Annotated in this window: 22 protein-coding genes and 1 pseudogene; 13 read left to right on the top strand and 10 right to left on the bottom strand. The window is 71.9% G+C overall.

Annotated elements, in window-relative coordinates; all coding sequences use genetic code 11:
* Window positions 1-2: 2 nt before the first annotated feature.
* The 3 genes from ACZ7N4_RS15585 to pknB all read left to right on the top strand — a co-directional run bounded on the left by ACZ7N4_RS15585 (window position 3) and on the right by pknB (window position 5,127).
* Window positions 3-1,445, top strand: a complete 1,443-nt coding sequence (locus tag ACZ7N4_RS15585; RefSeq protein WP_471358472.1) for an FtsW/RodA/SpoVE family cell cycle protein — start codon at window positions 3-5, stop codon at window positions 1,443-1,445.
* A complete protein-coding gene (locus ACZ7N4_RS15580; RefSeq protein WP_471358470.1) occupies window positions 1,442-2,926 on the top strand; it encodes a peptidoglycan D,D-transpeptidase FtsI family protein in 1,485 nt (494 codons plus the stop codon). The genes ACZ7N4_RS15585 and ACZ7N4_RS15580 overlap by 4 nt, the downstream gene beginning before the upstream one ends.
* A 194-nt stretch (window positions 2,927-3,120) precedes the next feature.
* Entirely contained in the window at window positions 3,121-5,127 is a 2,007-nt protein-coding gene (pknB, locus tag ACZ7N4_RS15575; protein WP_471358467.1) for a Stk1 family PASTA domain-containing Ser/Thr kinase, read from the top strand.
* A gap of 99 nt (window positions 5,128-5,226) precedes the next feature.
* Here pknB and ACZ7N4_RS15570 read toward each other — a convergent pair whose 3' ends face one another.
* The 6 genes from ACZ7N4_RS15570 to ACZ7N4_RS15545 form a co-directional block, all read right to left on the bottom strand.
* The gene (locus ACZ7N4_RS15570; RefSeq protein ID WP_471358465.1) at window positions 5,227-5,988 is read right to left on the bottom strand and encodes a class E sortase; all 762 of its coding nucleotides are present in this window, start codon (window positions 5,986-5,988) and stop codon (window positions 5,227-5,229) included.
* A 27-nt stretch (window positions 5,989-6,015) separates the two neighbouring features.
* Window positions 6,016-7,122, bottom strand: coding sequence for a class E sortase (locus ACZ7N4_RS15565; RefSeq protein WP_471358463.1), 1,107 nt, complete (start codon window positions 7,120-7,122; stop codon window positions 6,016-6,018).
* Window positions 7,119-7,757, bottom strand: coding sequence for an aminodeoxychorismate/anthranilate synthase component II (locus ACZ7N4_RS15560; protein ID WP_471358460.1), 639 nt, complete (start codon window positions 7,755-7,757; stop codon window positions 7,119-7,121). The genes ACZ7N4_RS15565 and ACZ7N4_RS15560 overlap by 4 nt, the downstream gene beginning before the upstream one ends.
* On the bottom strand, window positions 7,754-7,915 hold the full coding sequence (locus ACZ7N4_RS15555; RefSeq protein WP_467929480.1) for a hypothetical protein: 162 nt from the start codon (window positions 7,913-7,915) through the stop codon (window positions 7,754-7,756). The genes ACZ7N4_RS15560 and ACZ7N4_RS15555 overlap by 4 nt, the downstream gene beginning before the upstream one ends.
* A gap of 63 nt (window positions 7,916-7,978) precedes the next feature.
* Window positions 7,979-8,671 (bottom strand): class E sortase, encoded by a 693-nt coding sequence (locus ACZ7N4_RS15550; protein ID WP_471358457.1) that lies wholly within the window; start codon window positions 8,669-8,671, stop codon window positions 7,979-7,981.
* 29 nt (window positions 8,672-8,700) lie between these two features.
* The gene (locus ACZ7N4_RS15545) at window positions 8,701-9,489 is read right to left on the bottom strand and encodes a DUF881 domain-containing protein (protein ID WP_471358455.1); all 789 of its coding nucleotides are present in this window, start codon (window positions 9,487-9,489) and stop codon (window positions 8,701-8,703) included.
* Window positions 9,490-9,641: 152 nt separating this feature from the next.
* Between ACZ7N4_RS15545 and crgA the strand changes: the two genes are divergently transcribed.
* Window positions 9,642-9,896 (top strand): cell division protein CrgA, encoded by a 255-nt coding sequence (gene crgA, locus ACZ7N4_RS15540; RefSeq protein WP_471358454.1) that lies wholly within the window; start codon window positions 9,642-9,644, stop codon window positions 9,894-9,896.
* Between the two features lie 292 nt (window positions 9,897-10,188).
* On the opposite strand, the gene ACZ7N4_RS15535 is transcribed toward crgA, so the two are convergent.
* Entirely contained in the window at window positions 10,189-11,079 is an 891-nt protein-coding gene (locus tag ACZ7N4_RS15535; protein WP_471358451.1) for a rhomboid family intramembrane serine protease, read from the bottom strand.
* Between the two features lie 83 nt (window positions 11,080-11,162).
* Entirely contained in the window at window positions 11,163-11,720 is a 558-nt protein-coding gene (locus ACZ7N4_RS15530; protein ID WP_471358450.1) for a peptidylprolyl isomerase, read from the bottom strand.
* Between the two features lie 286 nt (window positions 11,721-12,006).
* On the opposite strand from ACZ7N4_RS15530, the gene ACZ7N4_RS15525 reads away from it, so the two are divergent.
* The 4 genes from ACZ7N4_RS15525 to ACZ7N4_RS15510 all read left to right on the top strand — a co-directional run bounded on the left by ACZ7N4_RS15525 (window position 12,007) and on the right by ACZ7N4_RS15510 (window position 16,321).
* Window positions 12,007-12,705: a DUF5324 family protein gene (locus tag ACZ7N4_RS15525; protein WP_471358447.1), complete on the top strand. Its 699-nt coding sequence runs from the start codon at window positions 12,007-12,009 to the stop codon at window positions 12,703-12,705.
* A 397-nt stretch (window positions 12,706-13,102) separates the two neighbouring features.
* On the top strand, window positions 13,103-14,464 hold the full coding sequence (locus ACZ7N4_RS15520) for a sugar transferase (RefSeq protein ID WP_471358803.1): 1,362 nt from the start codon (window positions 13,103-13,105) through the stop codon (window positions 14,462-14,464).
* A gap of 106 nt (window positions 14,465-14,570) precedes the next feature.
* Window positions 14,571-15,131, top strand: coding sequence for an LbetaH domain-containing protein (locus tag ACZ7N4_RS15515; RefSeq protein WP_471358446.1), 561 nt, complete (start codon window positions 14,571-14,573; stop codon window positions 15,129-15,131).
* Complete coding sequence (locus ACZ7N4_RS15510; protein ID WP_471358445.1) at window positions 15,128-16,321, top strand: glycosyltransferase family 4 protein; 1,194 nt, start codon at window positions 15,128-15,130, stop codon at window positions 16,319-16,321. Before ACZ7N4_RS15515 ends, ACZ7N4_RS15510 begins: the two co-directional genes overlap by 4 nt.
* 145 nt (window positions 16,322-16,466) lie before the next feature.
* Here ACZ7N4_RS15510 and ACZ7N4_RS15505 read toward each other — a convergent pair whose 3' ends face one another.
* The gene (locus tag ACZ7N4_RS15505) at window positions 16,467-17,669 is read right to left on the bottom strand and encodes a glycosyltransferase family 4 protein (RefSeq protein WP_471358441.1); all 1,203 of its coding nucleotides are present in this window, start codon (window positions 17,667-17,669) and stop codon (window positions 16,467-16,469) included.
* Window positions 17,670-17,674: 5 nt separating this feature from the next.
* Window positions 17,675-18,655, bottom strand: coding sequence for an NAD-dependent epimerase/dehydratase family protein (locus tag ACZ7N4_RS15500; RefSeq protein WP_471358439.1), 981 nt, complete (start codon window positions 18,653-18,655; stop codon window positions 17,675-17,677).
* Window positions 18,656-18,820: 165 nt separating this feature from the next.
* Between ACZ7N4_RS15500 and ACZ7N4_RS15495 the strand changes: the two genes are divergently transcribed.
* From ACZ7N4_RS15495 to ACZ7N4_RS15475, 5 genes and pseudogenes are all read left to right on the top strand, one after another.
* Entirely contained in the window at window positions 18,821-20,347 is a 1,527-nt protein-coding gene (locus ACZ7N4_RS15495) for a hypothetical protein (protein ID WP_471358437.1), read from the top strand.
* Window positions 20,344-21,996 carry a YveK family protein gene (locus ACZ7N4_RS15490; protein ID WP_471358435.1) on the top strand — a complete coding sequence of 551 codons (1,653 nt, stop codon included), beginning with the start codon at window positions 20,344-20,346 and terminating at the stop codon, window positions 21,994-21,996. The genes ACZ7N4_RS15495 and ACZ7N4_RS15490 overlap by 4 nt, the downstream gene beginning before the upstream one ends.
* Window positions 21,993-23,519, top strand: a complete 1,527-nt coding sequence (locus ACZ7N4_RS15485; RefSeq protein ID WP_471358432.1) for an oligosaccharide flippase family protein — start codon at window positions 21,993-21,995, stop codon at window positions 23,517-23,519. Before ACZ7N4_RS15490 ends, ACZ7N4_RS15485 begins: the two co-directional genes overlap by 4 nt.
* Window positions 23,520-23,700: 181 nt before the next feature.
* The gene (locus ACZ7N4_RS15480) at window positions 23,701-25,161 is read left to right on the top strand and encodes a fibronectin type III domain-containing protein (protein ID WP_471358430.1); all 1,461 of its coding nucleotides are present in this window, start codon (window positions 23,701-23,703) and stop codon (window positions 25,159-25,161) included.
* A pseudogene (locus ACZ7N4_RS15475) lies at window positions 25,152-25,538 on the top strand (FAD synthase family protein); the annotation flags it as partial. The gene ACZ7N4_RS15480 and the pseudogene ACZ7N4_RS15475, both read left to right, overlap by 10 nt.
* Between the last annotated feature and the right edge of the window lie 6 nt (window positions 25,539-25,544).

Here is a 25,544-nt window from a genome sequence, read left to right as displayed (position 1 = left end):
CGATGAGCAGTACTACGAACTCGCCGACGCATCACACGTCCACGATCGGCGCCATCGGCGCGCCGAGCCGCCGCAACACCGAACTGGCCCTGCTGGTCTTCGCCGTGGTCATCCCGGTGTTCGCCTATGCCAACGTGGGCCTGGCCATCGACGACCAGGTCCCCGCCGGCCTGCTGAGTTACGGCCTCGGTCTCGGCCTGCTGGCCGGCGTCGCCCACCTCGCCGTACGCAAGTTCGCGCCGTACGCGGACCCGCTGCTGCTGCCGCTGGCCACCCTGCTCAACGGGCTGGGCCTGGTGTGCATCTGGCGGCTTGACCAGTCCAAGCTGCTGCGGTCGCTGCCGCACTTCGTCACGGCCGCGCCCCGCCAGCTGCTGTACACAGCCCTGGGCATCGCCCTGTTCGTCGTGGTCCTGATCTTCCTGAAGGACCACCGCGTCCTCCAGCGCTACACCTACATCTCGATGTTCAGCGCGCTGGTGCTGCTCATCCTGCCGCTGGTGCCGGGCCTCGGCGCCAACATCTACGGCGCCAAGATCTGGATCAACATCCCCGGCCTCGGCTCCCTCCAGCCCGGCGAGTTCGCCAAGATCGTCCTCGCGATCTTCTTCGCCGGCTACCTGATGGTGAAGCGTGACGCCCTGGCCCTCGCCAGCCGCCGCTTCATGGGCCTCTACCTGCCGCGCGGCCGTGACCTCGGCCCGATCCTGGTCGTCTGGGCGATCTCGATCCTCATCCTCGTCTTCGAGACCGACCTCGGCACCTCGCTGCTGTTCTTCGGCATGTTCGTGATCATGCTGTACGTCGCCACCGAGCGGACCAGCTGGATCGTCTTCGGTCTGCTGATGTCCGCGGCGGGCGCGGTCGGCGTGGCCAGCATCGAGCCCCACGTGAAGAGCCGTGTCCAGTCCTGGCTCGACCCGATGCGCGAGTACACCCTCAGCCGCCAGGGCCAGGCCGGGCACTCCGAGCAGCTCCAGCAGGCCCTGTGGGCCTTCGGCTCCGGCGGCACCCTCGGCAGCGGCTGGGGCCAGGGCCACTCGGACCTGATCCGGTTCGCCGCCAACTCCGACTTCATCCTCGCCACCTTCGGCGAGGAGCTGGGCCTGGCCGGCATCATGGCGATCCTGCTGATCTACGGTCTGATCGTGGAGCGCGGCGTGCGCACCGCCCTCGCCGCCCGCGACCCCTTCGGCAAGCTCCTCGCCGTCGGCCTCTCCGGCGCCTTCGCCCTCCAGGTCTTCGTGGTCGCCGGCGGTGTCATGGGTCTCATCCCGCTGACGGGTATGACCATGCCGTTCATGGCGTACGGCGGTTCCTCCGTGCTGGCCAACTGGGCCCTGATCGGCATCCTCATCCGCATCAGCGACACCGCCCGCCGCCCGGCCCCCACCCCCGCCGGCAACCCCGACGCCGAGATGACCCAGGTGGTCCGCCCGTCATGAACAAGCCCCTGCGCCGGATCGCGATCTTCTGCGGCCTCCTCGTACTGACCCTGCTGCTGCGGGACAACTGGCTCCAGTACCTGAAGGCCGACAGCCTCAAGGACGACCCGAACAACCGCCGCGTCACCATCGCCCGCTACTCCACCCCGCGCGGCGACATCATCGTGGGCGGCAACCCCATCACCGGGTCCGCCGAGAACGCCAAGACCGGTCTGAACGACCTGAAGTACAAGCGCACCTACAAGAACGGCCCCATGTGGGCGCCGGTCACCGGCTACGCCTCGCAGGCCTTCGGCGCCACCCAGCTGGAGTCCATCGAGGACGGCATCCTCACCGGCAACGACGACCGGCTGTTCTTCCGCAAGACGCTGGACATGATCACCGGCAAGGAGCAGCAGGGCGGCAACGTCGTCACCACGCTCAACGCCGACGCGCAGAAGGCCGCCTTCGACGGGCTGAGGAAGCAGGGCGGCAAGGGCGCGGTCGTCGCCCTGGAGCCCTCCACCGGCAAGATACTGGCGCTGGCCTCCTACCCGTCGTACGACCCCTCGTCCTTCGCGGGCAACACCGACGACGACGCCAAGGCCTGGAAGAAGCTCCAGAAGAAGTACAACCCGAACGACCCGATGCTGAACCGGGCGCTGCGCGAGACCTACCCGCCGGGCTCCACCTTCAAGGTGGTCACGGCCGCCGCGGCGCTGGAGAACGGCAAGTACACCTCGGCCGACGAGAAGACCCAGTCACCGCTGCCGTGGACCATGCCGGGCACCACGACCCAGCTGAAGAACGAGGGCAACATCCCGTGCGAGAACGCGACCATGCGGGTCGCGCTCCAGTACTCCTGCAACACCGTCTTCGGCAAGATCGGCGCCGACCTCGGCAACGACAAGATGCTCGCCGAGGCGAAGAAGTTCGGCTTTGACTCCGAGCAGTTCGTCCCGGTCCGCTCCAGCGCCTCGGTGTTCTCCGACGACATGAACCAGTCGCAGACCGCGCTATCCTCCATCGGCCAGTACAACACCGCCGCCACCCCGCTGCAGATGGCGATGGTCGCCTCCGCGGTCGCCAACGACGGCAGGCTGATGAAGCCGTACATGGTCGACTCGCTGGAGTCCTCCACCCTGGACCCGGTCGCCACGACCCAGCCGGAGGAGCTGAGCCGGCCGCTGTCGCCGAAGAACGCGCAGGTCCTGCAGGACATGATGAAGACGGTGGTCGAGAAGGGCACCGGTACCAACGCGCGGATCAGCGGCGTCACGGTCGGCGGCAAGACCGGTACCGCCCAGCACGGTGTCGAGAACAGCGAGAACCCGTACGCCTGGTTCATCTCCTTCGCCAAGCTGCCCGACGGCAGCTCGCCGGTCGCCGTGGCCGTGGTGGTCGAGGACGAGAGCGCCAACCGCGACGACATCTCCGGCGGCGGCCTGGCCGCGCCGATCGCGAAGAACGTCATGGAGGCGGTCATCGACTCCAAGAAGTGACCGCAGCCGATCACCGGGCGTGAGGCCGCTCACATCACCTTCACATCGCCGCACGTTGCGGTACCGGTCCTGTATCGGGTTACGGGCTTGGCCAGGTCACACAGAGCGAGCCGGGTACGGTAGGCCCGGACGGCAGCCTCGGCCGCGCACAGGGGTGCGCGGCCGAGACCGACGGAGAGGGCTGGTAGGTAGCTATGGAAGAGCCGCGTCGCCTCGGCGGCCGGTACGAGCTGGGCCAGGTGCTCGGCCGCGGTGGCATGGCGGAGGTCTACCTCGCGCATGACACCCGCCTCGGCCGCACCGTGGCGGTGAAGACGCTGCGTGCGGACCTCGCGCGCGACCCGTCCTTCCAGGCCCGGTTCCGCCGGGAGGCCCAGTCGGCCGCCTCGCTCAACCATCCCGCGATCGTCGCGGTCTACGACACGGGCGAGGACTACATCGACGGTGTCTCCATCCCGTACATCGTGATGGAGTACGTCGACGGTTCCACGCTGCGTGAGCTGCTGCACTCCGGCCGCAAGCTGCTGCCCGAGCGCGCGATGGAGATGACCATCGGCATCCTCCAGGGCCTGGAGTACGCGCACCGCAGCGGCATCGTCCACCGGGACATCAAGCCGGCCAACGTCATGCTGACCCGCAACGGCCAGGTCAAGGTCATGGACTTCGGCATCGCCCGCGCCATGGGCGATGCCGGCATGACCATGACCCAGACCGCGGCCGTCATCGGCACCGCCCAGTACCTCTCCCCGGAGCAGGCCAAGGGCGAGCAGGTCGACGCCCGTTCGGACCTGTACTCGACCGGTTGCCTCCTCTACGAACTGCTGACGGTGCGGCCGCCCTTCGTGGGCGACTCCCCGGTGGCCGTGGCCTACCAGCACGTCCGCGAGGAGCCCCAGCCCCCGAGCGTCTTCGATCCGGAGATCACCCCGGAGATGGACGCGATCGTCCTGAAGGCGCTGGTCAAGGACCCGAACTACCGCTACCAGTCGGCGGACGAGATGCGCGCCGACATCGAGGCGTGCCTGGACGGCCAGCCCGTCGCGGCCACGGCCGCCATGGGCGCGGTGGGCTACGGCGGCTACCCCGACGACCAGCAGACCACCGCCCTGCGCTCGGACTCACCGGCCGGGGCGACCGCCATGCTCCCGCCGATGAACGCCGACGACGGCGGTTACGGCTACGACGACCGCCCGGACCGCCGCCGCCAGCAGCAGAAGAAGTCCAACACCTCGACGATCCTGCTGGTCGTCGCGGGCCTGCTGGTCCTGGTCGGCGCGATCCTGATCGGCAAGTGGGCGTTCCCCGGCGGCAAGGCGGACCAGTCCTTCGAGGCACCGAACTTCGTCGGCCACACCTACAAAGAAGCCCAGAAGATGGCGGTGAACTCCGACCTGAAGCTGGCGCCGCCGACCCGCAAGGAGTGCAAGGAGCAGCCGAAGGGCAACGTCTGCGACCAGGACCCGACGGCCGGCACGGACGTCGACAAGGGCGACACGATCACCCTGGTGGTGTCGACGGGCGCGCCGAAGGTCCAGGTACCGGACGTCCGGGGCATCCAGTACGACCAGGCGGAGACCCAGCTCAAGGAGAAGGGCTTCCAGGTCGAGAAGAAGACCCAGGTGTCCACCCAGACGCCCGGTGTGGTCATCACCCAGGACCCGACGGGCGGCACCAGCAAGGAGAAGGGCACCACGATCACCCTCACGGTCGCCAAGGCCGAGGAGAAGGTGGCCGTGCCCGACGTCACCGGCAAGTCCTGTGACGAGGCGAAGGCCGAACTCCAGGCCAAGGGTCTGGTGCCGAGCTGCAACGACACCCCGGTCACCGACCCGGCCCAGGACGGCAAGGTGCAGAGCACCAACCCGGGCGCGGGCCAGCCGGTCGCGAAGAACAGCAACGTGGTGATCAACGTCGGCAAGGCGCAGAAGCAGCAGACGCAGGTCCCGGACGTCCGTGGCCGCACGGTCGCGGTGGCCCGGCAGATGCTGAACGCCGCCGGCTTCACGAACATCCAGTTCGCCCCGGGCAGCGACGGCAGCGACACCGCGTTCGTCGCCTCCCAGGACCCGAAGCAGAACGAGAAGGTCGACGACCCGGCGAGCACCACGATCACGCTGACGACCGTGGGCATCGGCAACGGGAACAACGGCGGCGGCAACGGCAACGGCGGCGGCCTCTTCGGCGGCGGCAACGGCGGCTGACGCCTGAAGGGGCCGCCCCGAGAGGGCGGACACGCGTGGGCCCCGGCCGGGACGTTCCGGCCGGGGCCCACGCGTGTCCGGTGTCTCACACGGTTACGGTCAGCCCCGCAGTTCCCTCGGCGGCGTCCGGGCCGCGTCCACCTTCTGCACCCGGACCAGTTCGCCCCAGACCACGTACCGGTAGCGGGAGGTGTAGACGGGGGTGCAGGTCGTCAGGGTGATGTAGTGGCCCGGCTTCTTCCTGCCGGACTCCTTGGGGACCGGGGAGAGGACCTCGACGTTGTACTTCGAGGTCTCGGGGAGGACCGAGTAGACCTTGTAGACGTACCAGTCGTCCCGCGTCTCGAAGACGATCGGGTCGCCCTTCTCCAGCTTGTCGATGTTGTGGAACTTGGCGCCGTGCCCGTCCCGGTGGGCGGCGACGGAGAAGTTGCCGTCCTTGCCGGTGGTGGGGAGCGCGGCCTTGACCGGGTCGGTGTAGTAGCCGGCCACGCCGTCGTCGAGGACGTCCGTGCCCGTGCCCTTCTCGACCAGCACCTCGCCGTTGCGCATCGCCGGCACGTGCAGGAAACCGATGCCGTCCTTGGTGTCGAGCGCGCCGGGGCCGGACTCCTTCTGCTCGGCCCAGTGCTCGCGGACCTTGTCGGCCTGCCGGTCCGCCTTGCGGTCCGCTATCACGTTCGTCCACCACAGCGAGTAGACGACGAACAGGCCGAGCAGCACGCCCGCCGTGATGAGGAGTTCCCCGAAGACGCTGACGGCCAGCGCGATCCGGCCGGGACGCCGGCGGCGCGGAGCGGGATCCGCGGCCGGTTCGGACCCGTCCGTGGTCTCTTCGGTCTCGTCGGCGGTCGCTGCCACAGTTCCTCTGCCCTTACTCGATGAGCCCTACTCGATGAGCGCGTCCGGCTTGCCCTTGCTGCGCGGGCTTTCCTGGACCATCTTGCCCCAGACGATCAACCGGTACTTGCTGGTGAACTCCGGTGTGCAGGTGGTGAGGGTGATGTAGCGCCCGGGCCCGGTGAAACCGGAGCCCGGCGGGACCGGGTCGAGCACGCTGGTGTTGCCCGGCGGGGTCACCGGAAGCGTCGAGGTCACCTTGTACACGAAGTACGTGTCCTGCGTCTCGACCACGACCGCGTCGCCGGGCGTCAGCCGGTTGATGTACCGGAACGGCTCACCGTGCGTGTTGCGGTGCGCCGCGAGACCGAAGTTGCCGGTCTTCGCGTCGGGCATCGCCGTCTTCAGCGGGGCCTCGCCGTAGTGCCCGACCATGCCCTTGTCGAGGACCCTCTTGTTGCTGACGCCCTCCGCGATGGGCGCCACCACGTCCAGCTTCGGGATGTGCAGGATGGCGAAGCCCTGCCCCGGCTCGAAGACACCCGGGTTGCGCTTGCCCTTGGCCCAGTCGTCCTGGAGCTGGTGCGTCTCGCTGCCGGCCTGCGCGTGGGCGCGGACGTTGGTCCACCACAGCTGGTAGGTGACGAACAGCAGCATCAGCACGCCGGTGGTGATGAAGACCTCGCCGACCGCCCGGCTCACCAGGGTCGCCGGGCCGGGCCTGCGCTGCCGGGCCTGCCGCCGGGCCTCCACCCGCGTCAGGGGCCGTTGCGGGTCCCGGTCCGCCGCGGGTGCCGCCGCCGTCGGCCGGGTGCCGCCGCCGCGCCGCCGCCCGCCGCGCCTCCTGGCGGCCTTTCTGCGGGCCGCACGACCGCCGGGTGTGACTCCGGTGGCCGGAGAGGCGGACGAGGCGCCAGAGGCCTCCGTGGGGGCGCCCGCGGCCGGGATCCGCAGCGCCATCGTCTCGTCGTCGAGGGGAGACACCCGGGGCATCGGCGCCGTCGGCGCCTCCTCGACCGGCCCGGGTGTCACCCGGGGCATCGGGGCCGTCGGCGGGTCGGGCCGGCGGCCCGCGTACGGCCGCGCACCGGCGGAGGACTCGTAGGGGCTCTCGCCGCCGTACAAGTCCTCGCGCTCGGGGCGCAGCGCGGTCACGCCGTGGCCCTGCCCACCACCGGGGCGAGCCCCGCCGATCTCGCCACGGCACCGTGGTCGCCGCACTCCGCCAGCCAGTTGGCCAGCATCCGGTGCCCGTGCTCGGTCAGCACCGACTCGGGATGGAACTGCACGCCCTCCACGAGGAGTTCGCGGTGGCGCAGGCCCATGATGATGCCGTCGTGTGTGCGGGCGGTCACTTCCAGCTCGGCCGGGACCGTGGCCGGCTCGGCGGCCAGGGAGTGGTAGCGGGTCGCCGTGAAGGGCGAGGGCAGGCCGGCGAAGACGCCCTTGCCCTCGTGCTCGACCGGCGAGGTCTTGCCGTGCAGCAGCTCGGGCGCCCGGTCGACGACACCGCCGTACGCCACCTGCATCGACTGCATGCCGAGGCACACCCCGAAGACCGGCACCCCGGTCGAGGCGCAGTGCCGGACCATGTCCACGCACACCCCCGCCTCCTCCGGCGTACCCGGCCCGGGTGACAGCAGCACGCCGTCGAAGCCGTCCTGGGCGTGCGCGGTCGACACCTCGTCGTTGCGCAGCACCTCGCACTCGGCGCCCAGCTGGTACAGGTACTGGACGAGGTTGAAGACGAAGCTGTCGTAGTTGTCGACGACGAGAATCCGCGCACTCACTGGTTGTCCACCGTCACATCGTTGAAGGGCAGCAGCGGTTCCGCCCAGGGGAAGACGTACTGGAAGAGGACGTAGACCACGGCCAGGACCAGTACGAGCGAGAGGAACGCCTTCACCCACGCGTTCCCCGGAAGATGCCGCCAGATCCAGCCGTACATGCCGTCCCTTGCCGTCCTTTCCGTGTCCCCTACGGCACCAGACCCACGCCGTACGTCACCAGATTAACGGCGCAGCGCCCTCGGTTCGCCTGTGTCCACGGGCTGGGTGGCGTCGAGATGCGCCCACACGATCAGCCGGTGGCTGTGGCCCCACTCCGGATCGCACGTCGTCAGGGTCAGATAGCGGCCGGGGCGCGCGTATCCCGACTTCCCGGGCACAGGATCGATCACCCCGACGTCCGTCGGCACGGTTTTGTACGGCCCTTTGTCGATCCGATACGTGTACCAGGTGGTCCCGTCGGTCAGCACCACGGCGTCGCCCGGACGCAGCCTCGGGAAGTCCTTGAAGGGGTCGCCGTGGGTACGCCGGTGGCCGGCGACCGAGAAGTTGCCGGTCCCGCCGAGCCGGGCGGTGCGCGTGTAGTGCCCCAGGCCCTTCTGCAGGACGCCGGTGCCGGTGCCCTCCAGGACCGGCTTGTGCCAGCCGGCGCCGAGGCGGGGGACGTACATGACGGCGAAGGCCCTGCCGTCGCGGTAGGGCTCCGGTCTCGCCGCCGAGACGGTCTGCCCGCCCCGAGCCGCGGCCGTCGGCCGCGCACGCCCCTCCGACCACTGCTGGTGCAGCTGGTCGATCTGGTCGTTCATGGCGCCGTCGGCCCGCACACCCGTCCAGAACAACGCATAGACGACGAAGAGCACGATCAGGGTGCCGACGGTGATGCACAGCTCGCTGACGGTCCGGACGATCACGCGCACCGGCGCCTCCGCGACGGATGGCTGACTGGCTACTGCACGGGCTTCGCGTAGTGCAGATCCACTGTGCCGGAGTAGCCGGGAAGAGTCACCGTCCCGTCGTCGGTGACTTTCCAGCCGAGGCCGTAGACGTTGACGTAGACCATGTAGGTCTGGATCGCCTTGCTGTCCGCGAGGGCCTGCTTCAGCCGGCCCGGGTCGCCGACCGCCGTGATCTTGTACGGCGGTGAGTAGACGCGGCCCTGGAGGATCAGGGTGTTGCCGACGCAGCGCACCGCGCTGGTGGAGATCAGCCGCTGGTCCATGACCTTGATGCCCTTGGCACCGCCCTGCCACAGCGCGTTCACCACGGCCTGGAGGTCCTGCTGGTGGATGACCAGGTAGTCGGGCTGCGGCTCCGGGTAGCCGGGGAGCTTGGCGGTGGCGCCCGGCGGGGCGTCGTTCAGCGTGACGGTGATCGCCTTGCCCGTCAGCTTCCGCGTGCCCGCGCTCTTCTCCAGCCCGCCCAGCCTCTGGTCCTCGGCCCTGGTGCTGCCGTCGTCGTTCTCGGCGAGCGACTCCACGCCGTCGCGCAGGGCGGCGTTGGACTCGTCCAGCTCCTTGTTCTTGCGGCTGCGCTGCTGGATCAGGTCGGACAGCTTCAGCAGCGAGCCGTCCTGGCGGATGTCCGTGCCCTTGGCCGTGTCGAAGCTGGTGAAGAAGATCAGCCCGGCGAGGGCGAAGACGGCCGCCGTGAGTATCCGCACGGGCCTGAGACGCGGCCCGCGCCGGGGGCCGGTACCCGTTGATCCCGTCCCGGGGGAGTCGGCAGAATTGCTCAACGTACCCTTATCTCCTTCGGCGCCGCGGAAGCACTACGCTAACGGACGCCCGGGGGAGCACACAGAGTCGTCATGTTGGCCCCTTGTACGCTGCCCCGAGCCCGACCCAGTTACCTGCGCGGCCACGCAGCGCATCGACAGGAGAGACCCTCGTGCCGAAGTCACGTATCCGCAAGAAGGCCGACTACACGCCGCCGCAGGCGCGGCAGGCGCAGGCCATCAGGCTCACCAACCGCGCGTGGGTCGCGCCCGTCATGCTGGCCATGTTTTTGATCGGCCTGGCCTGGATCGTCGTCTTCTACGTGACGGACGGCACGCTGCCGATCGACAGCCTGGACAACTGGAACATCGTGGTCGGCTTCGGCTTCATCGCCGCCGGGTTCGGTGTCTCCACGCAGTGGAAGTAGCGCGGCGGGGACCAGCTCTGCCCACGGCTCGCCGCTGAGTTATCCACAGCCGTTTTCCACATGGGGAAAAGAACGACGATCTGTGGATAACTCATCGGGTGTTGACGCCGGTGTGACCGGTCAACCGCTCTTCAGACACCCGTTCGCCCCCTGTCCGACCTGCGGAAACACATCCGAGCGACAGGGGGCACAGCTGTGTCCGCACCATATGCACAAGATCCGCCACCGGCTGTGGACAACGGTTCGGTGACAGAGTGTTCCCCCCTGCTCCCCGCCCGTCGGTTCCGCCCGGTCAGGTGAGCTGCGCGGTCCTGACCAGCACCAGGGCCAACGACAGGACGAGCACCACGGCGCAGGTGCCGTACTGCACCAGCGCGCGCTTCTCCCGCGGGGCGTGGACCATCCCGTACCCGGTCACGACGCCGGCGACCAGACCGCCGATGTGCGCCTGCCACGAGATGCTCATGGCCGGGTTGAAGGTGATGATCAGGTTGATCACCAGCAGGGCGATGACCGGCCGCATGTCGTAGTTGAGCCGGCGCATCAGCACGGCGGTGGCGCCGAAGAGACCGAAGATCGCGCCCGAGGCGCCGAGCGAGGCGGTCGTCGGGGAGGTGAGCAGGTAGGTCAGCGCGCCGCCGGCCAGCCCCGAGACGAGGTAGACCGCCAGATAGCGGGCGCGGCCGAGGGCCGCTTCGAGCGGGCCGCCGATCCACCACAGGCTCAGCATGTTGAACCCGATGTGCCAGTACTCCTGGTGCGCGAACATCGAGGTCACGAAGCGGTACCACTCGCCGCCGGCGACGCCCGAGGTCGGCTGGTACGGCTTCGGGGGCCGGGCGCCGTAGAGCACGACCTGCTCCACCAGGGAGCTGTCGGCCTTGATCGCGATGAACAGCGCGAGGTTGAGCCCGATGAGGATCTTGGTGAGCAGGCGCGGGTCGGCCGTGACCGTGCCGCCGGCGATCGTGCGCGGCCGGGACGCGGCGGGGTCGTGGCCCGTGCCGGAGCCGCCGCGGACGCAGTCCGGGCACTGGAAGCCGACCGAGGCGCTGACCATGCACTCGGGGCAGATCGGCCGGTCACAGCGGGTGCAGCGCACGCCGGTCTCGCGGTCCGGGTGCCGGTAGCACCCCGGCACGCTGCGGGCGGCGCCCTGCGCGCTCCCTGCGGCCTGGTCCATCAGTTCCCCTTGGTCGTCGTGTCCCTGTACCCCCGTGACCGGCGTGCGCCGGCCCTGACGGCACTGTCCTGCCCGTTTCATCCTTACGGACGAGCGGGGTGATTGGTTCCCCGGCTCTCGCGCGTCTCCACGACGACCGTCTCGATGAAGACGTCCACGAGCGGCCGGTCGTTGCGGCCGGTCGGCACGCCGGCGATGGCGTCGACCACCTTGCGGCCGGCCGGGTCGTCGACCTCGCCGAAGATGGTCCGCTTGCCGTTCAGCCAGGTGCTCGGTGTGACCGTGATGAAGAACTGCGAGCCGTTGGTGCCCGGGCCCGCGTTGGCCATGGCCATCAGATAGGGGGTGTCGAAGGCGAGGTCCGGATGGCACTCGTCCTCGAACCCGTAGCCGGGGCCGCCCAGGCCGTTCCCCAGCGGGTCGCCGCCCTGGATCATGAAGCCGCTGATCACGGAGTGGAAGACCGTGCCGTCGTAGAGCGGTCTTCTGCTCCGCTCCCCGGTGCCCGGGTGGACCCACTCGCGTTCACCGCGGGCCAGCTCGACGAAGTTTCTGACCGTGACGGGGGCGTGGAACGGGAAGAGCCGCACCTCGATGTCGCCGAGGGTGGTCCTGAGGGTGGCATAGAGCTGCTCGGCCACGGTCCGCCTTCCGTCGTCGTCCGCCGCGACACTTCGATCCTTCCACGGTCCGGTCCGCGCGTCGCCGGGCGGCCACGACTTCCGCCGGGCGGGCGGTGTGCCCCGGCGATTCGTGGCAGGGTCGACGTAGGAACCCTTGTCTCCCTCGATCATGCGGAAGAAGAGGCGCAAGAAGGAGATCGGCACCCATATGCCCGTCCGCGCATGCCGCACCGGCCCCGGACAGGCATGATCCGTAAAAGGGTGGAAAGTCGAAATACCGTACGCCACCGAGGAGGAGGAACCCGTGACCCGCATCGACAGCGTGCGCGCCGCGACCGGCTCGGCGAAGGACAGCGTGCTGCACGCCGCGGAAGTGGTGGCGCCCTACGCCGACACGGCCAAGGAGCGTGCCGCGTACTACGCGCAAGAGGCACGCGTACGGCTGGCGCCCGTGGTGTCGCAGGCCGCCGAACAGGCCCGCGTGCAGTACGACGCCCGGCTCGCCCCGCGCCTGGAGCAGGCCCGCACGCATGTGCCGCCGAAGATGGACCTGGCCGCGCAGGAGGCCGCCGCCCGTACCCGCAAGGCCGCCCGGCAGGCCGCCGAGTACTCGCGCCCCAAACTCGAACAGGCCGCGGCCGCGGCCGCGCCGGTACGCGACGAGGCCGCCGCTCGCGGCGCCGCCGCCCTCGCCGCGCTGCGCGGTCAGGTCTCGGCCGAGGACATCCGGAAGCTGGCCCGGCGCAACGCCCGTCGGTGCCGGGCCGGCCGCGCCGTGAAGACGCTGGCGGTGCTGACCGTGGTCGCGGGCGGTGCCTTCGCGGCCTGGAAGTGGTGGGACAAGCAGGCCAACCCCGACTGGCTGGTCGAGCCGCCGGCGGCGACGGAGGTCCCCGGCGGGGGCCACCTCACCTCGGTGGACGGCACCGGTGCGGGGCTGGACCCGGAGGTGCAGGCGAAGCAGGCCGAGGAGGACGAGGTCGACCGCGACGACAGGCCGTAGACCGGCCGGCCCGCCGCCGCTCGCGAGCCCCCTCCCCCGGACGTCCGGGGGAGGGGGCTCGCGGTGTGTACGGACGCTCCTGTCCCCGGCCCGTCTTCGGCGCCCTGCCCGGCACCTGCGCCGAGCCCCACACCGGCGCCCGCCCGCTGATGCACGGAGCGGGAGCAAGCAAATCGGACATAGCCACCTATCACTTGATATAAAGATCACATGAAGGCGTGACCAGCCCCTGCACGGGCGGTGCGGCCGCGCCCGCTGTCTGCGATTGGAGCCCCTAAGGAGAGGCATGCGGCCCTTCAGACTCGCGGCATCCCGACAGGCGCCGCTCTCCGTGCCCCGCCGGCCCGCTCATCCGAAGGGCACCCAGGCACGCTGGTACGTCCCCCTGTCGGTCGGTGTGGACCTGACCGGCGCGGCCCTGCCGGTCGCGGCGGCGATCGTGGAGGTCCACGAGCCCCACCCGCTGCGTCTGGCGGCCGCCGCCGCCCTGCTGTGGCCGCTCATCAGAGTCGCAGGCAAGCGGTACACGCCGTCCGCCTGGGGGGACGGCGGGGGCCTGCGGGCCGTGCTGCGGGACTGGCTTCTGCTGGTCGGCGCGCTGGCGACGCTGCGCGTGCTGTGCGGGCTGCAGAGCGTGCCGGCCGAGTCCTTCACCGCGCTGATCCCCGCCCTGGTGCTCACCGCCGTCTGCCACAAGGCGGTCCACCGCCACCTCCTGGCCGCCCGCCGCGGCGGCCGCGCCCTGCGGCACGTCGTGGTGGTCGGGGAGGGACCGACGATCGACGCGGTGGTCGGGCAACTGGCCCAGCGCACCGACCACGAGTACGTGATCGTGGGCTGCTGCCCGGTCGGGGAGGACGAGGTGCTCTCCGGTGTCCCGGTGTACGTACGGCTGCCCCGCGAGGAACCCCAGGCGCCCGGCCAGGACGCCGCGACGGTGCTCGGCGCGGCGGACGAACTCTGCGCCGGCCTGGTCTTCGTGGTGCCGGGCCCGCACCTGTCGGGCGAACGGCTGCGCCGGCTGTCCTGGGCGGTGCACGACCGGGGGTGCCCGATCGTCGTGCTGCCCGGCATCATCGAGGTCGCCCGCCGACGGGTCCGGCTCACCTCGGCGTCGGGACTCACCCTGCTGCACATCGCGCCGCCGCTGCGCCGCGGCCTGCCGTCCCTGCTGAAGTCGGCCGTGGACCGCGTGGGCGCGCTGCTGCTGATCGTGCTGCTCTCGCCGCTGCTGCTCCTGCTGGCGCTGGCCGTGCGGCTCGGCTCGCCCGGTCCCGCCTTCTACCGTCAGATCCGGGTCGGGCAGTACAACACCACGTTCCCGATGTGGAAGTTCCGCACGATGGTGGTCGACGCGGACCGTCTCAAGGACGAGCTGGAGGCGGCGAACGAGCACGACGGCCACATGTTCAAGATGCGCCGCGACCCCCGCGTCACCCCCCTGGGACGCGTCCTGCGCCGCTACTCGCTCGACGAGCTGCCCCAGCTGTTCAACGTCCTCCTCGGCCACATGTCCCTGGTCGGCCCGCGTCCGCCCGTGCCGGAGGAGGTCGCCCGGTACGACCCGGTGGAGCTGCGCCGGCTGCACGTCAAGCCGGGCCTGACCGGGCTGTGGCAGGTGAGCGGACGGTCGGACCTGTCCTGGCACGAGACGGTCTCCCTCGACCTGCGCTACGTCGACAACTGGTCCCCCGCCATGGACATCAACGTCATGGCCCGCACCGTGCGCGCGGTGCTGAACGGCCAGGGCGCCTACTGAAGTTCCTCCATCCGGGCAAGCCTGCCGCCAACACGGGCCGATGGCGGCGGGTTCTTTTTGCGCGGCATGAAGGATCACGCGGAGGACCACCGGGAGGAACACCGTCATGGCGCAGACCGCCGCCGCCCCGCACCGGCCCGTCGTGGAGAGGTCCCTGCGCGGCTTCACCGGCGCCGGCTACGACAAGGGGCGCCCCCTGCTCGTCCAGGCCGCCTGGTTCGCCGTCCTCCACCTGGTCTTCGTCAAGTGGTGGTGCCCGGACCGCTGGCGGCCGGCGCTGCTGCGCGCCTTCGGCGCCCGCGTCGGCCGGCGGGTGCTGATCCGGCACGGGGTGCGGGTGCACTGGCCGTGGAAGCTGGAGATCGGCGACGACGTGTGGATCGGCGAGGACGCCTGGATCCTCAACCTCGAACCCGTCACGATCGGCCACGACTGCTGTGTCTCCCAGAGCGCGCTGCTGTGCACGGGCAGCCACAGCCCCCGGTCCGCCACGTTCGAGTTCGACAACGGGCCCGTCCGGCTGGAGCCGGGCAGCTGGGTCGCAACCCGTGCCGTCGTCCTGCGCGGGGTGACCGTCGGCCGGGGCGCCGTGGTGGGCGCCGGCGCCGTCGCCCACCGGGACCTCGCGCCCGGGGCGGTCCTGACCACGAAGGGACGTACGGCATGAGACTCCTCCACGTGGTCACGCTCGTCAGTGACGACGGTGCCTTCGGCGGTCCGCCGAGCGTCGCGGTCGCCCAGTGCGAGGAGCTGGCCGCGCGCGGCCACGACGTCACGCTGGTCTCGCTGTGGCGGGGCGGCGGCCGGGCACCCGACCGTGTCGGCACCGTACGCCTGCGCTCCCGCCCCGCCCGTACGCTGCTGCCGGGGCGGGGCCGCATCGGCCTGCTGCACCCCCTTCTCGTCCGCGACCTGTGGCGGGCCACGGGCGGCGCCGAGGTCGTGCACGTCCACGCGGGCCGGGACCTGGTCTCCCTGGCCGCCCTCGCGGTGGCGGCCCTGCGCCGGGTGCCGTGCGTGGCCCAGACCCACGGCATGGTCGAGCCGCGCACCGCGCTCCCCGTCCGGCTGTTCGACCTGCTGTACCTGCCGCTGCTGCGCCGGGCGCGCGCCTGCTGCGTGCTGACCGAGCAGGAGCGCGGGCTGGTGGCGCGGGTGCTGGGGCCGGACGGTCCGCCGCTGCGGATCCTGCCCAACGGGATCCGGCCGGGGCCGCCCGGGCCGGAGCCGCGCCGGCCGCGCGAGCCGCACGTGCTGTTCCTGGCCCGGCTGCATCCCCGGAAGCGGCCCGAGGCCTTCGTGGAGATGGCCGCGCTGGTCCACCGGACGATGCCCGAGGCCCGCTTCACGCTGTACGGCCCGGACGACGGCTCGCTGCCCGCCGTGCGCCGGCTCATCGAGGAGGGGCCCGCGGGCGTGGTCCGCTACGGCGGTGCGCTCGACCCGGCCGAGGCGCGCGAGGCCTATCGCTCGGCGGCCGTCCACGTGCTGTCCAGTGTGAACGAGCCGTTCGGGATGACCGTCATCGAGGCGCTGGCCGCCGGCACGCCCGTGGTGTGCACCGACACCTGCGGCATCGCCGACGAACTGTCCCGCCGCGGAGCCGCCCTGGTCACCGACGGCACCCCCGGGTCCATGGCGGCGGCGGTCCACCGCCTGCTCACCGACCCGGCCCTGTGGACCCGGATGGCGGAAGCCGGCCGCCGCGTCGTCGAGGACGTCTACTCCATCGGCGCGGTGACGGACCGTCTGGAGGAGATCTACCGGACCGGCACCGGCACCGGCACGGACCGGGCCGCACACCCGGCCGACGACCGCCCCCGGCAGGAACCCGCCACCGCCGGCCCGGCCGCCTGACCGACCGAGGCCGACCGAGGCCGACCGAGGCAGGCGCCCCGATCACCGCCCGGTGCCCCGCCCGCCCGACCGCTCCGGTGGGCAGGCCGGCCGGCGGACCCGTGGCCGACGGCGTGTCGCGGTCGGCCACGGAAAGGGGGGCCGGTCAGGGCCGGCGGCGGTGTCCGGCCGCGTCCTGGAGGATGGTCTCGAAGCGGGAGACACAGGACTCCAGGGCGAACTCGCGCTCGGCCAGGGCGCGGCTCTCCTTGCCCAGCCGTTCGGCCCGGGCCGGGTCGGACAGGACGTCCCGGACCCAGGCGGCCGCGTCTCCCAGGGCCTGCTCGCCCGGTGGGAAGACCGCCGAGCCGGCCTGCCGGAGCAGCCGCGCGGCGAGGTTGTCGGCGGGCATCAGACCGAGCACCGGCCGCCCGGCGCACAGATACGAGAGCGTCTTGGACGGCACCGAGAACTGCCCGGCGTCCGGGCCCAGCAGGACGACGAGGACGTCACCCGTGCCGAGCACCTCGGACAGCCGCTCGTAGGGCTGGAAGGGGAGCAGGGTCAGCTCGACGCCCCGCGCGGCGGCGGTGTCCCGGAGCACGGGTACGGCGGGACCGTCGTTGACGACGACGAGCCGTACCGGGCTCCCCTGGGCGCGCAGCCGCTCGGCCAGCCGCACCAGCAGCTCGGGGTCGTGCTTCAGCCCGAGCGTGCCCGAGTACAGCACCGTCCGCACGCCGTCCAGACCGTGCTCCGCCGACCAGGCGTTGGCCCGCTCGACCGGCACGATCTCGTCCAGCGGCGCCCAGTTGGGGATGACGGTGACCTTGTCGGCGGTGTCCCACCGCTCATGGACCCGCACGAACGAGTCGGCGATCACCACGACGGCCGCGGCCTGCCGCGCGGACCACTTCTCGCCCGCCCCGAAGACCTTGGCCGCCAGCCCCATCGACCGGGCGACACCGCCGGCGGCGAAGCTCTCCAGCGCGACCGCGGTCACGTCCTGGTGCCACAGCACCCAGGGGATGCGCAGCCTGCCCAGCACGGCCGCGGTGGCCACCAGCACCGGGATCGGCAGGTTGGACAGCAGCGCCACGTCGGGTTTCTCACGGCGGACCTGCCGGGCGAGTTCGAGGCCCAGCCGGGTCTCCTGGCCGAGCCGGCGGACGTAGGCCTCCTTGCGCAGCCGGACGCCGTCCCCGATGGTGGCGAAGCGCAGGCCGGGGACGTCGGAGGCGAGGTCGCCCTTGCCGGAGACGTAGGCCGTGCACGTCGAGTGGACGACCTCGTGGCCGCGGCGCGCCAGCTCCCGGCTCAGCTGCGCCTGGAAGGGGTGGCCGCTGTAGTCGTGGACGAGGATTCTCATCGGCGTCACTGGTGGGAGCGCTTGACCTGGTCGTAGACCCACGCGTAGGTCTTCTCCAGTCCGTCGGCCAGGGAGACCGACGGCTCCCAGCCGTGGATCTCGCGGATCAGGGTGTTGTCGGAGTTGCGGCCGCGCACTCCCTGGGGGGCGTCCAGCCGGTAGCTGCGCTCGCAGCGGATGCCCGCGATCCGCTCCACGATGTCGACCAGCTGGTTGATGGTCACCAGCTCCGAGGAGCCGAGGTTGACGGGTACGCCGCTGTCCCCCGCCATGATCATCTGTGTGCCGTGCAGGCAGTCGTCGATGTACATGAAGGAACGGGTCTGCAGGCCGTCGCCCCAGATCTCGATCCGGTGGTCCCCGGAGAGCACCGCCTCGGCCACCTTCCGGCACACCGCGGCGGGCGCCTTCTCCCGGCCGCCGTCCCAGGTGCCGTGCGGGCCGTACACGTTGTGGTAGCGGGCGACGCGGGTGGTGAAGCCGTAGTCCTCCGTGTAGTGGCGGCACATGCGCTCGGAGAAGAGCTTCTCCCAGCCGTAGCCGTCCTCCGGCTGCGCCGGGTAGGCGTCCTCCTCGCGCAGCGCGGTGACGTCCGGGTCGGCCTGCTTGCCGGCGGCGTAGACGCAGGCGGAGGAGGAGTAGAAGTACCGTTCCACACCCGCCTCGTGCGCGGCCTGCAGCATGTGGGTGCTGGTCAGCACGGACATCATGCAGGCGGCCTTGTTGTTCTCGATGAAGCCCATGCCGCCCATGTCGGCGGCGAGCATGTACACCTGCCGCGCGCCCCGGACGCCCGCGCGCGCGTTCTCCAGCAGGGACAGGTCGGCGATCACGTTCTCCGCGGCGTCGTGGACCTGGTACCACTCCTGCCGGGGCTTGACGTCGATGGAGCGGACGGAGAGCCCCTGGGCCAGCAGCGAGCCCACGAGATGCCCCCCGATGAACCCCCCGCCCCCGGCAACGACGACGTCGACCTGCTTGTCCATGGGCAACTCCCCTGTCCGAAGATCCGATGACCTGACGCGACTAGGAATGCACATTTGTCCTGATTTTCGGCTTATGGCACGCCGACCGCTCCGCCCGCGTCACCCGAGGACGGAGCCGCGCGCGCCTGTCCGACTTGATGAATGGCGGGCTATATAAACCTTCTGATGAGCTTTCAGATGAAATACCCGATGGGGAAGGAGTCGCCGGCAGGGGAGGCACCCGTCCGCAGCGCGGTCGCGGTCTCCCTCTGGTCGCCGGCGCTGCTGGTCCTGCTGCCGGGGCTGCTCCTCGCGTCGGACGGCACCCGCCCGTCGGTCGCGCTCGTCGCGCAGGCCGCGGTGGTGGCGCACACCTCAGTGGTCCTCGTCCGGGTGCTCACCGCGACGACGGTGCGGCTCGTCGCCCTCGGCTTCTGGATGTTCGCCTACATCTGGCTCGGTCTCGCCCCCCTGGCCCAGCTCGCCACCGACACCTACCCGTGGCCCTACCGGACCGGCCAGGGCACCACCCTCAGCGCCGTGGCCGTCGTCGAACTCGGCCTCCTCGCCCACACCGCGGGAGCCGCCGTCGTCGCCCGCCGGGAACGCACCCGCACGGCCGCCTCCGCACCGGGGCCGGCGGAACGCCTGCTGTCCCGCCGCCTCGCCCCCTGGCGCCTGCTCTCGCTGTGCGGGCTCGCCCTGGCCCTGGCCGTCCTGCTCGTCCCCGGCCAACCCGGCGGCCTCCGCGCCTACTTCACCAGCCGCCAGGCGCTGCACGAGGCGGGCCTCATGGACGGGTCCGGCGACGCCTTCGTGGCGGCCCTGCGCAGCTGGTCCCTGTCCGTACCCGCGTTCTGGGCGCTGCTGGGCCTGCTGCACGTCCCGCGCGTCCCCGGCGGCGACCGTGTGCTGCGCGGGGTCCGCCGGCTGCTGCTCCCGCTCCTCCTCGCGCTGAACGTCGTCGTCAACAACCCCGTCAGCAAACCGAGGTTCTGGGTCGGCACGGTCCTGATGGCCCTGCTGTTCTCCGTGCCCCGGCTGTGCCGGCCCCGCGCCTTCCGCGTCATCGCGGCCACCCTCATGGCGACCGTGCTGCTGGTCTTCCCGTACAGCGACTACTTCCGCTACAGCGACCGGGAGCAGTTCACCGTCGTCTCCCTCACCGCGCAGTTCACCGCCAACGGCGACTACGACGCCTTCCAGCAGGTGCAGACCGGTGTCGACCTCGCGCGGGACGAGGGGTTCGCACCGCTGGACGCGCTGGGCCCCGCGCTGTTCTGGATCCCGCGCTCGGTGTGGCCGGACAAGCCGGACGACACCGGGATCGCCCTGGCCCGCTACGCGGGCTACGACTTCCTCAACCTCTCCGCCCCGCTGTGGATCGAGAGTTACCTGTGGGCCGGGCCGCCCGCCGTGGCCGCCGTCTTCTTCCTGCTCGGCGCGGCCGGGCGGCGCATGGACGACGTACGCCACCGGCTCCGGAGCCGGACCGGCACCCTCGCGGCCCTGCTGGTCCCGGCCTTCGCCTTCTACCAGATGGTCTTCCTGCGCGGCAGCCTGCTCGGGATCGTCGGCCCGCTGACGCTGCTGCTGGCCGTTCCGCTGCTCATCACCACCCGCTCGGCCCGCGCCCCGCGGCCCGCCCCGTCGGCGCCGCCGGCCGCACCCATCCGCCCCGCACAGATCCCCGGAACAGGAGGCCCTCCGTGACCGGCCCCATCCACCTCCCCGACCGGTACGACGAGCCCGACCAGCTCCGCGACCAACTCCGCCGGCTCCTGCGCCACCGCGCCCTCATCGCCCTGGGCATCGTCCTGGGGCTGCTCGGCGGGGCCGCCCTGGCGCTCAGCCGCGCTCACACCTACACCTCCACCAGCGAAGTCCTCGTACGTTCCACCGCCGATCCGTTCGGCGCGGTCAGCGTGGCCGCCGACAACCAGGTCAGCATGGGCACCGAGCAGCAGATCGCGGCCAGCACCGCGGTCGCCGTCCGCGCGGCGCGCCTCCTGGGCCAGGCCGCCGGCAGCGCAGCCGCGCTGGAGGACGACCTGCGGATCACCAACCAGGCCAAGTCCCAGGTGCTCCGCTTCGAGTTCACCGCCCGCACCCCGGCGCGCGCGGCGCGCGGCGCCAACGCCTTCGCCGAGGCCTATCTGGCCGACCGCAAGGCCCGCAACGAAGCCGCCGTACAGCGGGCCACCCGCAGCGTGCAGCAGCAGATCGACGCGGTGCAGGCGGCCAAGAAGACGGACGCCGAGAAGGACACCGATGACGACGCCGCCAAGGCCGCGCAGAGCGAGCTGGACACCCTGCACAAACGTATCGTCGACATCAGGTCCCGCGACACCGACGGAGGCGACGTCGTCCGCCGCGGCGAGGCACCCCGCGGCCCCTCGGTCCCGGGCCGGCCGACCCTGCTCACGCTCGGCCTGGCGGGCGGGCTCGCCCTCGGCGTCCTGCTGGCCTGGCTGCGCTCCGTCCTCGACACCCGGGTCCGCTCGGCCGACGAGGCCCGGGCCGCGCTGCGCACCCCGGTGCTCGGCCTGCTGCCCCCCGGCCGCGACGAGGACGAGGAGGCGGCCGGGGCCCGGGAACTGCTGACGGTCGGCCGCCAGGGCGGCGACCGCGCGGAGACCCTGCGCGCCCTCGCCTGCCGGCTGCGCCGGACCGTGCTGCCCGCCGGCCCCGGCCGCGTCCTCGTCGTGTCCCCCCGGCACGGTGCCGCCACCGAGGAGGTCGCCGTGAACCTCGCGGCGGCCCTCGCGGAGTGCGGTGACGAGGTGCTGCTGGTGGACGCCGACCCCGGTACGCCCGCCCTCACCGCGCGGCTGCCGCTGCTCCAGGACGACGCCCGCGGCCCCGAGGAGGCATCCTCGCTGCCCGACGGCAGCCGACTGGTCGACGCCGGGAGCGCCGGGCGGTTCGCCTGCTGGGCCGGCGGCACGGGCTCGCCCGACCGGGCCGGCGGGGCCTCCGCCGTCCAGCGGGTGCCGGCCGACTCCGGCTCCCGCACCACGGTCGTCGTCACCCGGCCGCTGCTGGAACACGCCGACGCCCTGGCCCTCGCCCACCGCGTCGACGGCGTCCTGCTGGTCGCGGGCCTCGACACCACCCGGCGGGACGACCTCAGGCGGGCGCACGAGCTGATCGGCTGCGCCGGCGGGACCCTCCTCGGCGCCGTGCTCGACGGCGGCCCCCGGCGCGGACTCCTCCGCGCCGTGCTCGACGGCGGCCCCTGGCACGGACTCCTCCGCGCCGTCCCGCGCCGACGCCCCGGGCGCCGCCCCGAGACCGAGCCCGCCGCACCGGTCGTGGAGCTGCCGGCGCAGGACGACACCCTCTCGGTCTCCCGCGGATGACCGCCCCGCAAGCGCCCGCCCCCGCCGGTCCGAACAGCGTCGCCGCCACCGCGCGGGGCGGGTGGTGGGGGGTGGCGGGCTCCGCGACCAACGCCGTCTTCGCCTTCGTCTTCGTCGGGCTGATCACCCGCGCCCTCGGAGCACGGGGAGCGGGCTCCGTCTTCACCGGCGTCGCGCTGTTCACCATCCTCAGCCACGCCTGCAAGCTCGGCTCCGACTCCGGGCTCGTCCGCTTCGTCTCCCGCGACCTCGCCGTGGACGGCGGCCGCTCGGTGGGCGGTCTGCTGCGCGCGGCCCTCGTCCCCGCGGTCGCGGCCGGCACGGCGGCCGCGCTGCCGCTGCTGCTGAGCCCCGCGGTGGCCACCACGCTCCTTCCCCACCTGCGGCCCGCCGACGCGGTCGCCCTGGTACGGCTCTTCGGGCTGTTCCTGCCCGTCGCCACCGTGGGTCTCCTCCTGCTCGGCGCCACCCAGGGCCACGGCACCGTCGTGGGGTTCGTCGGCGTGGAGCAGATCGGCAAGCCCGTGCTGCGCGTGTTGATCGCCGTGCCGGTGGCCGCGTGCGCCCCGGGCATGCTGTCCCTGGCCGCGGCCTGGCTGCTGCCCTCGGCGGCCGGCACGGTGGCCGCCTGGCTGGCCCTGCGCCGCTGCCGCGCCGCCCGCGGCACCACGCACCCGGCCGTGCGCGGAAACGTTCCCTGGCGGGCCTTCTGGAGCTTCTCGGCGCCGCGCGCGATCTCGTCCCTCTTCGACATCAGCGCGGTCTGGGTCGGTGTCATCCTGCTGTCCGCGCTGGCCACCGGGACCGAGGCGGGCGTCTACACCGCGATCGGCCGCGTCGTCACCGCCGGCACCCTGCTGCAACTGGCCGTCCGGCTCGCCGTGGCCCCCCAGATCAGCCGGCTGCTCGCCGTCGACCAGGTCGCCGAGGCGCGCCATCTGCACCGCGTCTCGACCTGCTGGATCGTGCTGTTCTCCTGGCCGCTGTTCGTCCTCGTCGCCGCCTTCCCCGCAACCGTGCTGTCGGTCTTCGGCCCGGAGTTCGTCCACGGGGCGCCCGCCCTGGTCGTGCTGTGCGCGGCCTCGATGGTCAACGTCGCGGTCGGCAACGCCCAGACCGTGCTGCTGATGTCCGGCAGGAGTTCCTGGCACCTCGCCGTCACCGCCGCGGCGTTCGCGGTGCAGCTGACGGTCGGTCTGATCGCCGTACCGCGGTGGGGCGTTCTTGGGGCCGCCGTGTCCTGGGGCGCGGCCATCGTCGTGGAGAACGTCTCCGCCGCCCTGCTGGTCCGGCTGCGCCTCGGCTTCACGACCGTCGACCGCGGCTACACCACCGCCCTCGGTACCGGGCTGGCCGTCTCGGTGGTACTGGCCGCGCTGCGTCTCCTGGAAGGTGACACGCCGTCGGGACTCGCCGCCGGGATGACCTTGGGAATGTGTGTATTTGGTACTACTTTGTGGTGGTATCGCAGGCCGCTGGGAGTGAGTGAGCTGGTCGGAGTTCTGCGCCGTCGCGCCGCGTGAGCCCAGGCAGGGGCTTACGGCCGGGGCCCGGCGGGTCCCGTGTCACTTCCCCGCGCGTCGCCCACACCACTGCCATCCGGGGTGTCCATTGCGCCTGAGAAAGCTCCCGTCGAGGGCGGCGACCAGGGCGGTCGCCGTCGCCCTCCTGTGCTCCGCCGTACCGCTCCATCCCCCTGCCGCCGTGGCCGCCGCCGAACCCAAGGCGTCCTTCACCGCCGACCCGCTGACCACATGGCAGACGAACGGCATCGTCTGGTCGCTGGCCTCCGCGCACGGTGTCGTCTACGCCGGGGGCACCTTCGACGCGGTGCGGCCGTCCGGAGCGGAACCCGGCGAACGGGAGGTCCGGCGCCGCAACTTCGCCGCGTTCGACGCCGTGACCGGCGCCCTGCTGCCGTGCGCGCCGTCGTTCACCGGGGGCGAGGGAACCGTCCGCGCCCTCAAGGCCTCCCCGGACGGCCGGGTGCTGTACGTGGGCGGCTCCTTCAGCCGGGTGGGGTCCACCGGTGTGGCCAGTGCCGTGGCCCTGGACACGACCGACTGCACCCTGCGCAGGGACTTCCGGCCGGCGGTGTCCGCGACCGTCCGGGCGATCGACACCACCGGACGGACGGTCTACCTCGGCGGTGACTTCAGCCGGGTCGACGGCCGGACCAGACGGCACCTCGCCGCCCTCACCCCCGAGGGCGACCTGCGTCCGTTCCGGGCGGACGTCGACGCGCCGGTCCGCGCGCTGTCGGCCGTGCCCTCGCACAAAAAGCTCTACGCCGGCGGCGACTTCGAGTCGGTCAACGGCCGCCAGGCCCACGCCCTGGTCGCCCTGGACGCCACCAGCGGAACGACCAAGCGCGCCTTCCCCGACTGGCTGCCGCCCCGCTCGTCGGTGAAGTCGATCGCGCAGGACGGCACCCGCTTCTACGTGGGCGCCGAGGGCCACGGCGAGGGCATCTTCGACGGACGTGTCGCGGGCCGGCTGGACGACGACCGGATGGTGTGGAAGGACTCCTGCCACGGCGCCACCCAGGCGGTCCTGCCCTACCGCGGCGTCCTCTACAGCGCCTCCCACGCCCACGACTGCGGCACGACCCCGGGCGGCTTCCCCGAGCACCAGGACCGGCAGCACCTGCTGGCCCAGTCGCCCGGCACCAGCAGGATCCTGCACTGGTTCCCCGACACCGACGAAGGCACGGGGGAGAAGGTGGGACCCCGTGCGCTGACGGTCGCGGAGGGCATCCTCTGGGTGGGCGGCGAGTTCACCCGGGTCAACGGCAGGCCCCAGCAGAGCCTCACCCGCTTCGGGCCCGGCCCCGACACCGGGGCCCCGACGGTGCCCGCCCTCTCGCTCTCCGCCGCACGCGCCGGACACGTCACCCTGCGCTGGCAGGCCTCCTGGGACCGGGACGACGCGGCCCTCACCTACCGGCTCTACCGCGACGGCCGGCTGATCGCGCGGCGAAAGCAGTCGTCCACCTACTGGGACCGCCCGTGGATGAGCCACACCGACTCCGTGGACCCCGGAACCCGGCACCAGTACCGGATCCAGGTGTCGGACGGGACGAACACCTCGCCGAAGTCGCCGGTGCTGCCCGTGACCGCACCCGGCGGGGCGACGGCCGGCACGGCGGGTGACGCATGGGGATGACCCGCATCGGGTTCGCCCCGGGCGTCTACGACCTGTTCCACATCGGCCACCTCAACATCCTGCGCCAGGCACGCCGGCACTGCGACCGCCTGATCGCCGGTGTCACCTCCGACGACCTGGTGGAGCGGCTCAAGGGCCGGCCACCGGTAGTCCCCCTCTCCGAGCGCCTGGAGATCGTCGGCAGCCTGCGCTGCGTCGACGTCGCCGTCGTGGAGTCGGAGGAGGACAAGCTGGAGACGTGGAAGCGGCTCGGCTACCACGTCATCTTCAAGGGCGACGACTGGCGGGGCACGCCCAAGTGGGAGGAGCTGGAACGGCGTTTCGCGCAGGTCGGTGTGGAGGTCGTCTACTTCCCCTACACCCTGCACACCTCCAGCACCCTG

This window comes from Streptomyces sp. NPDC107654 (assembly GCF_055639035.1).
Note: the sequence above shows the minus strand (reverse complement) of the source record. Positions and strands in the feature narration are given on the sequence as shown.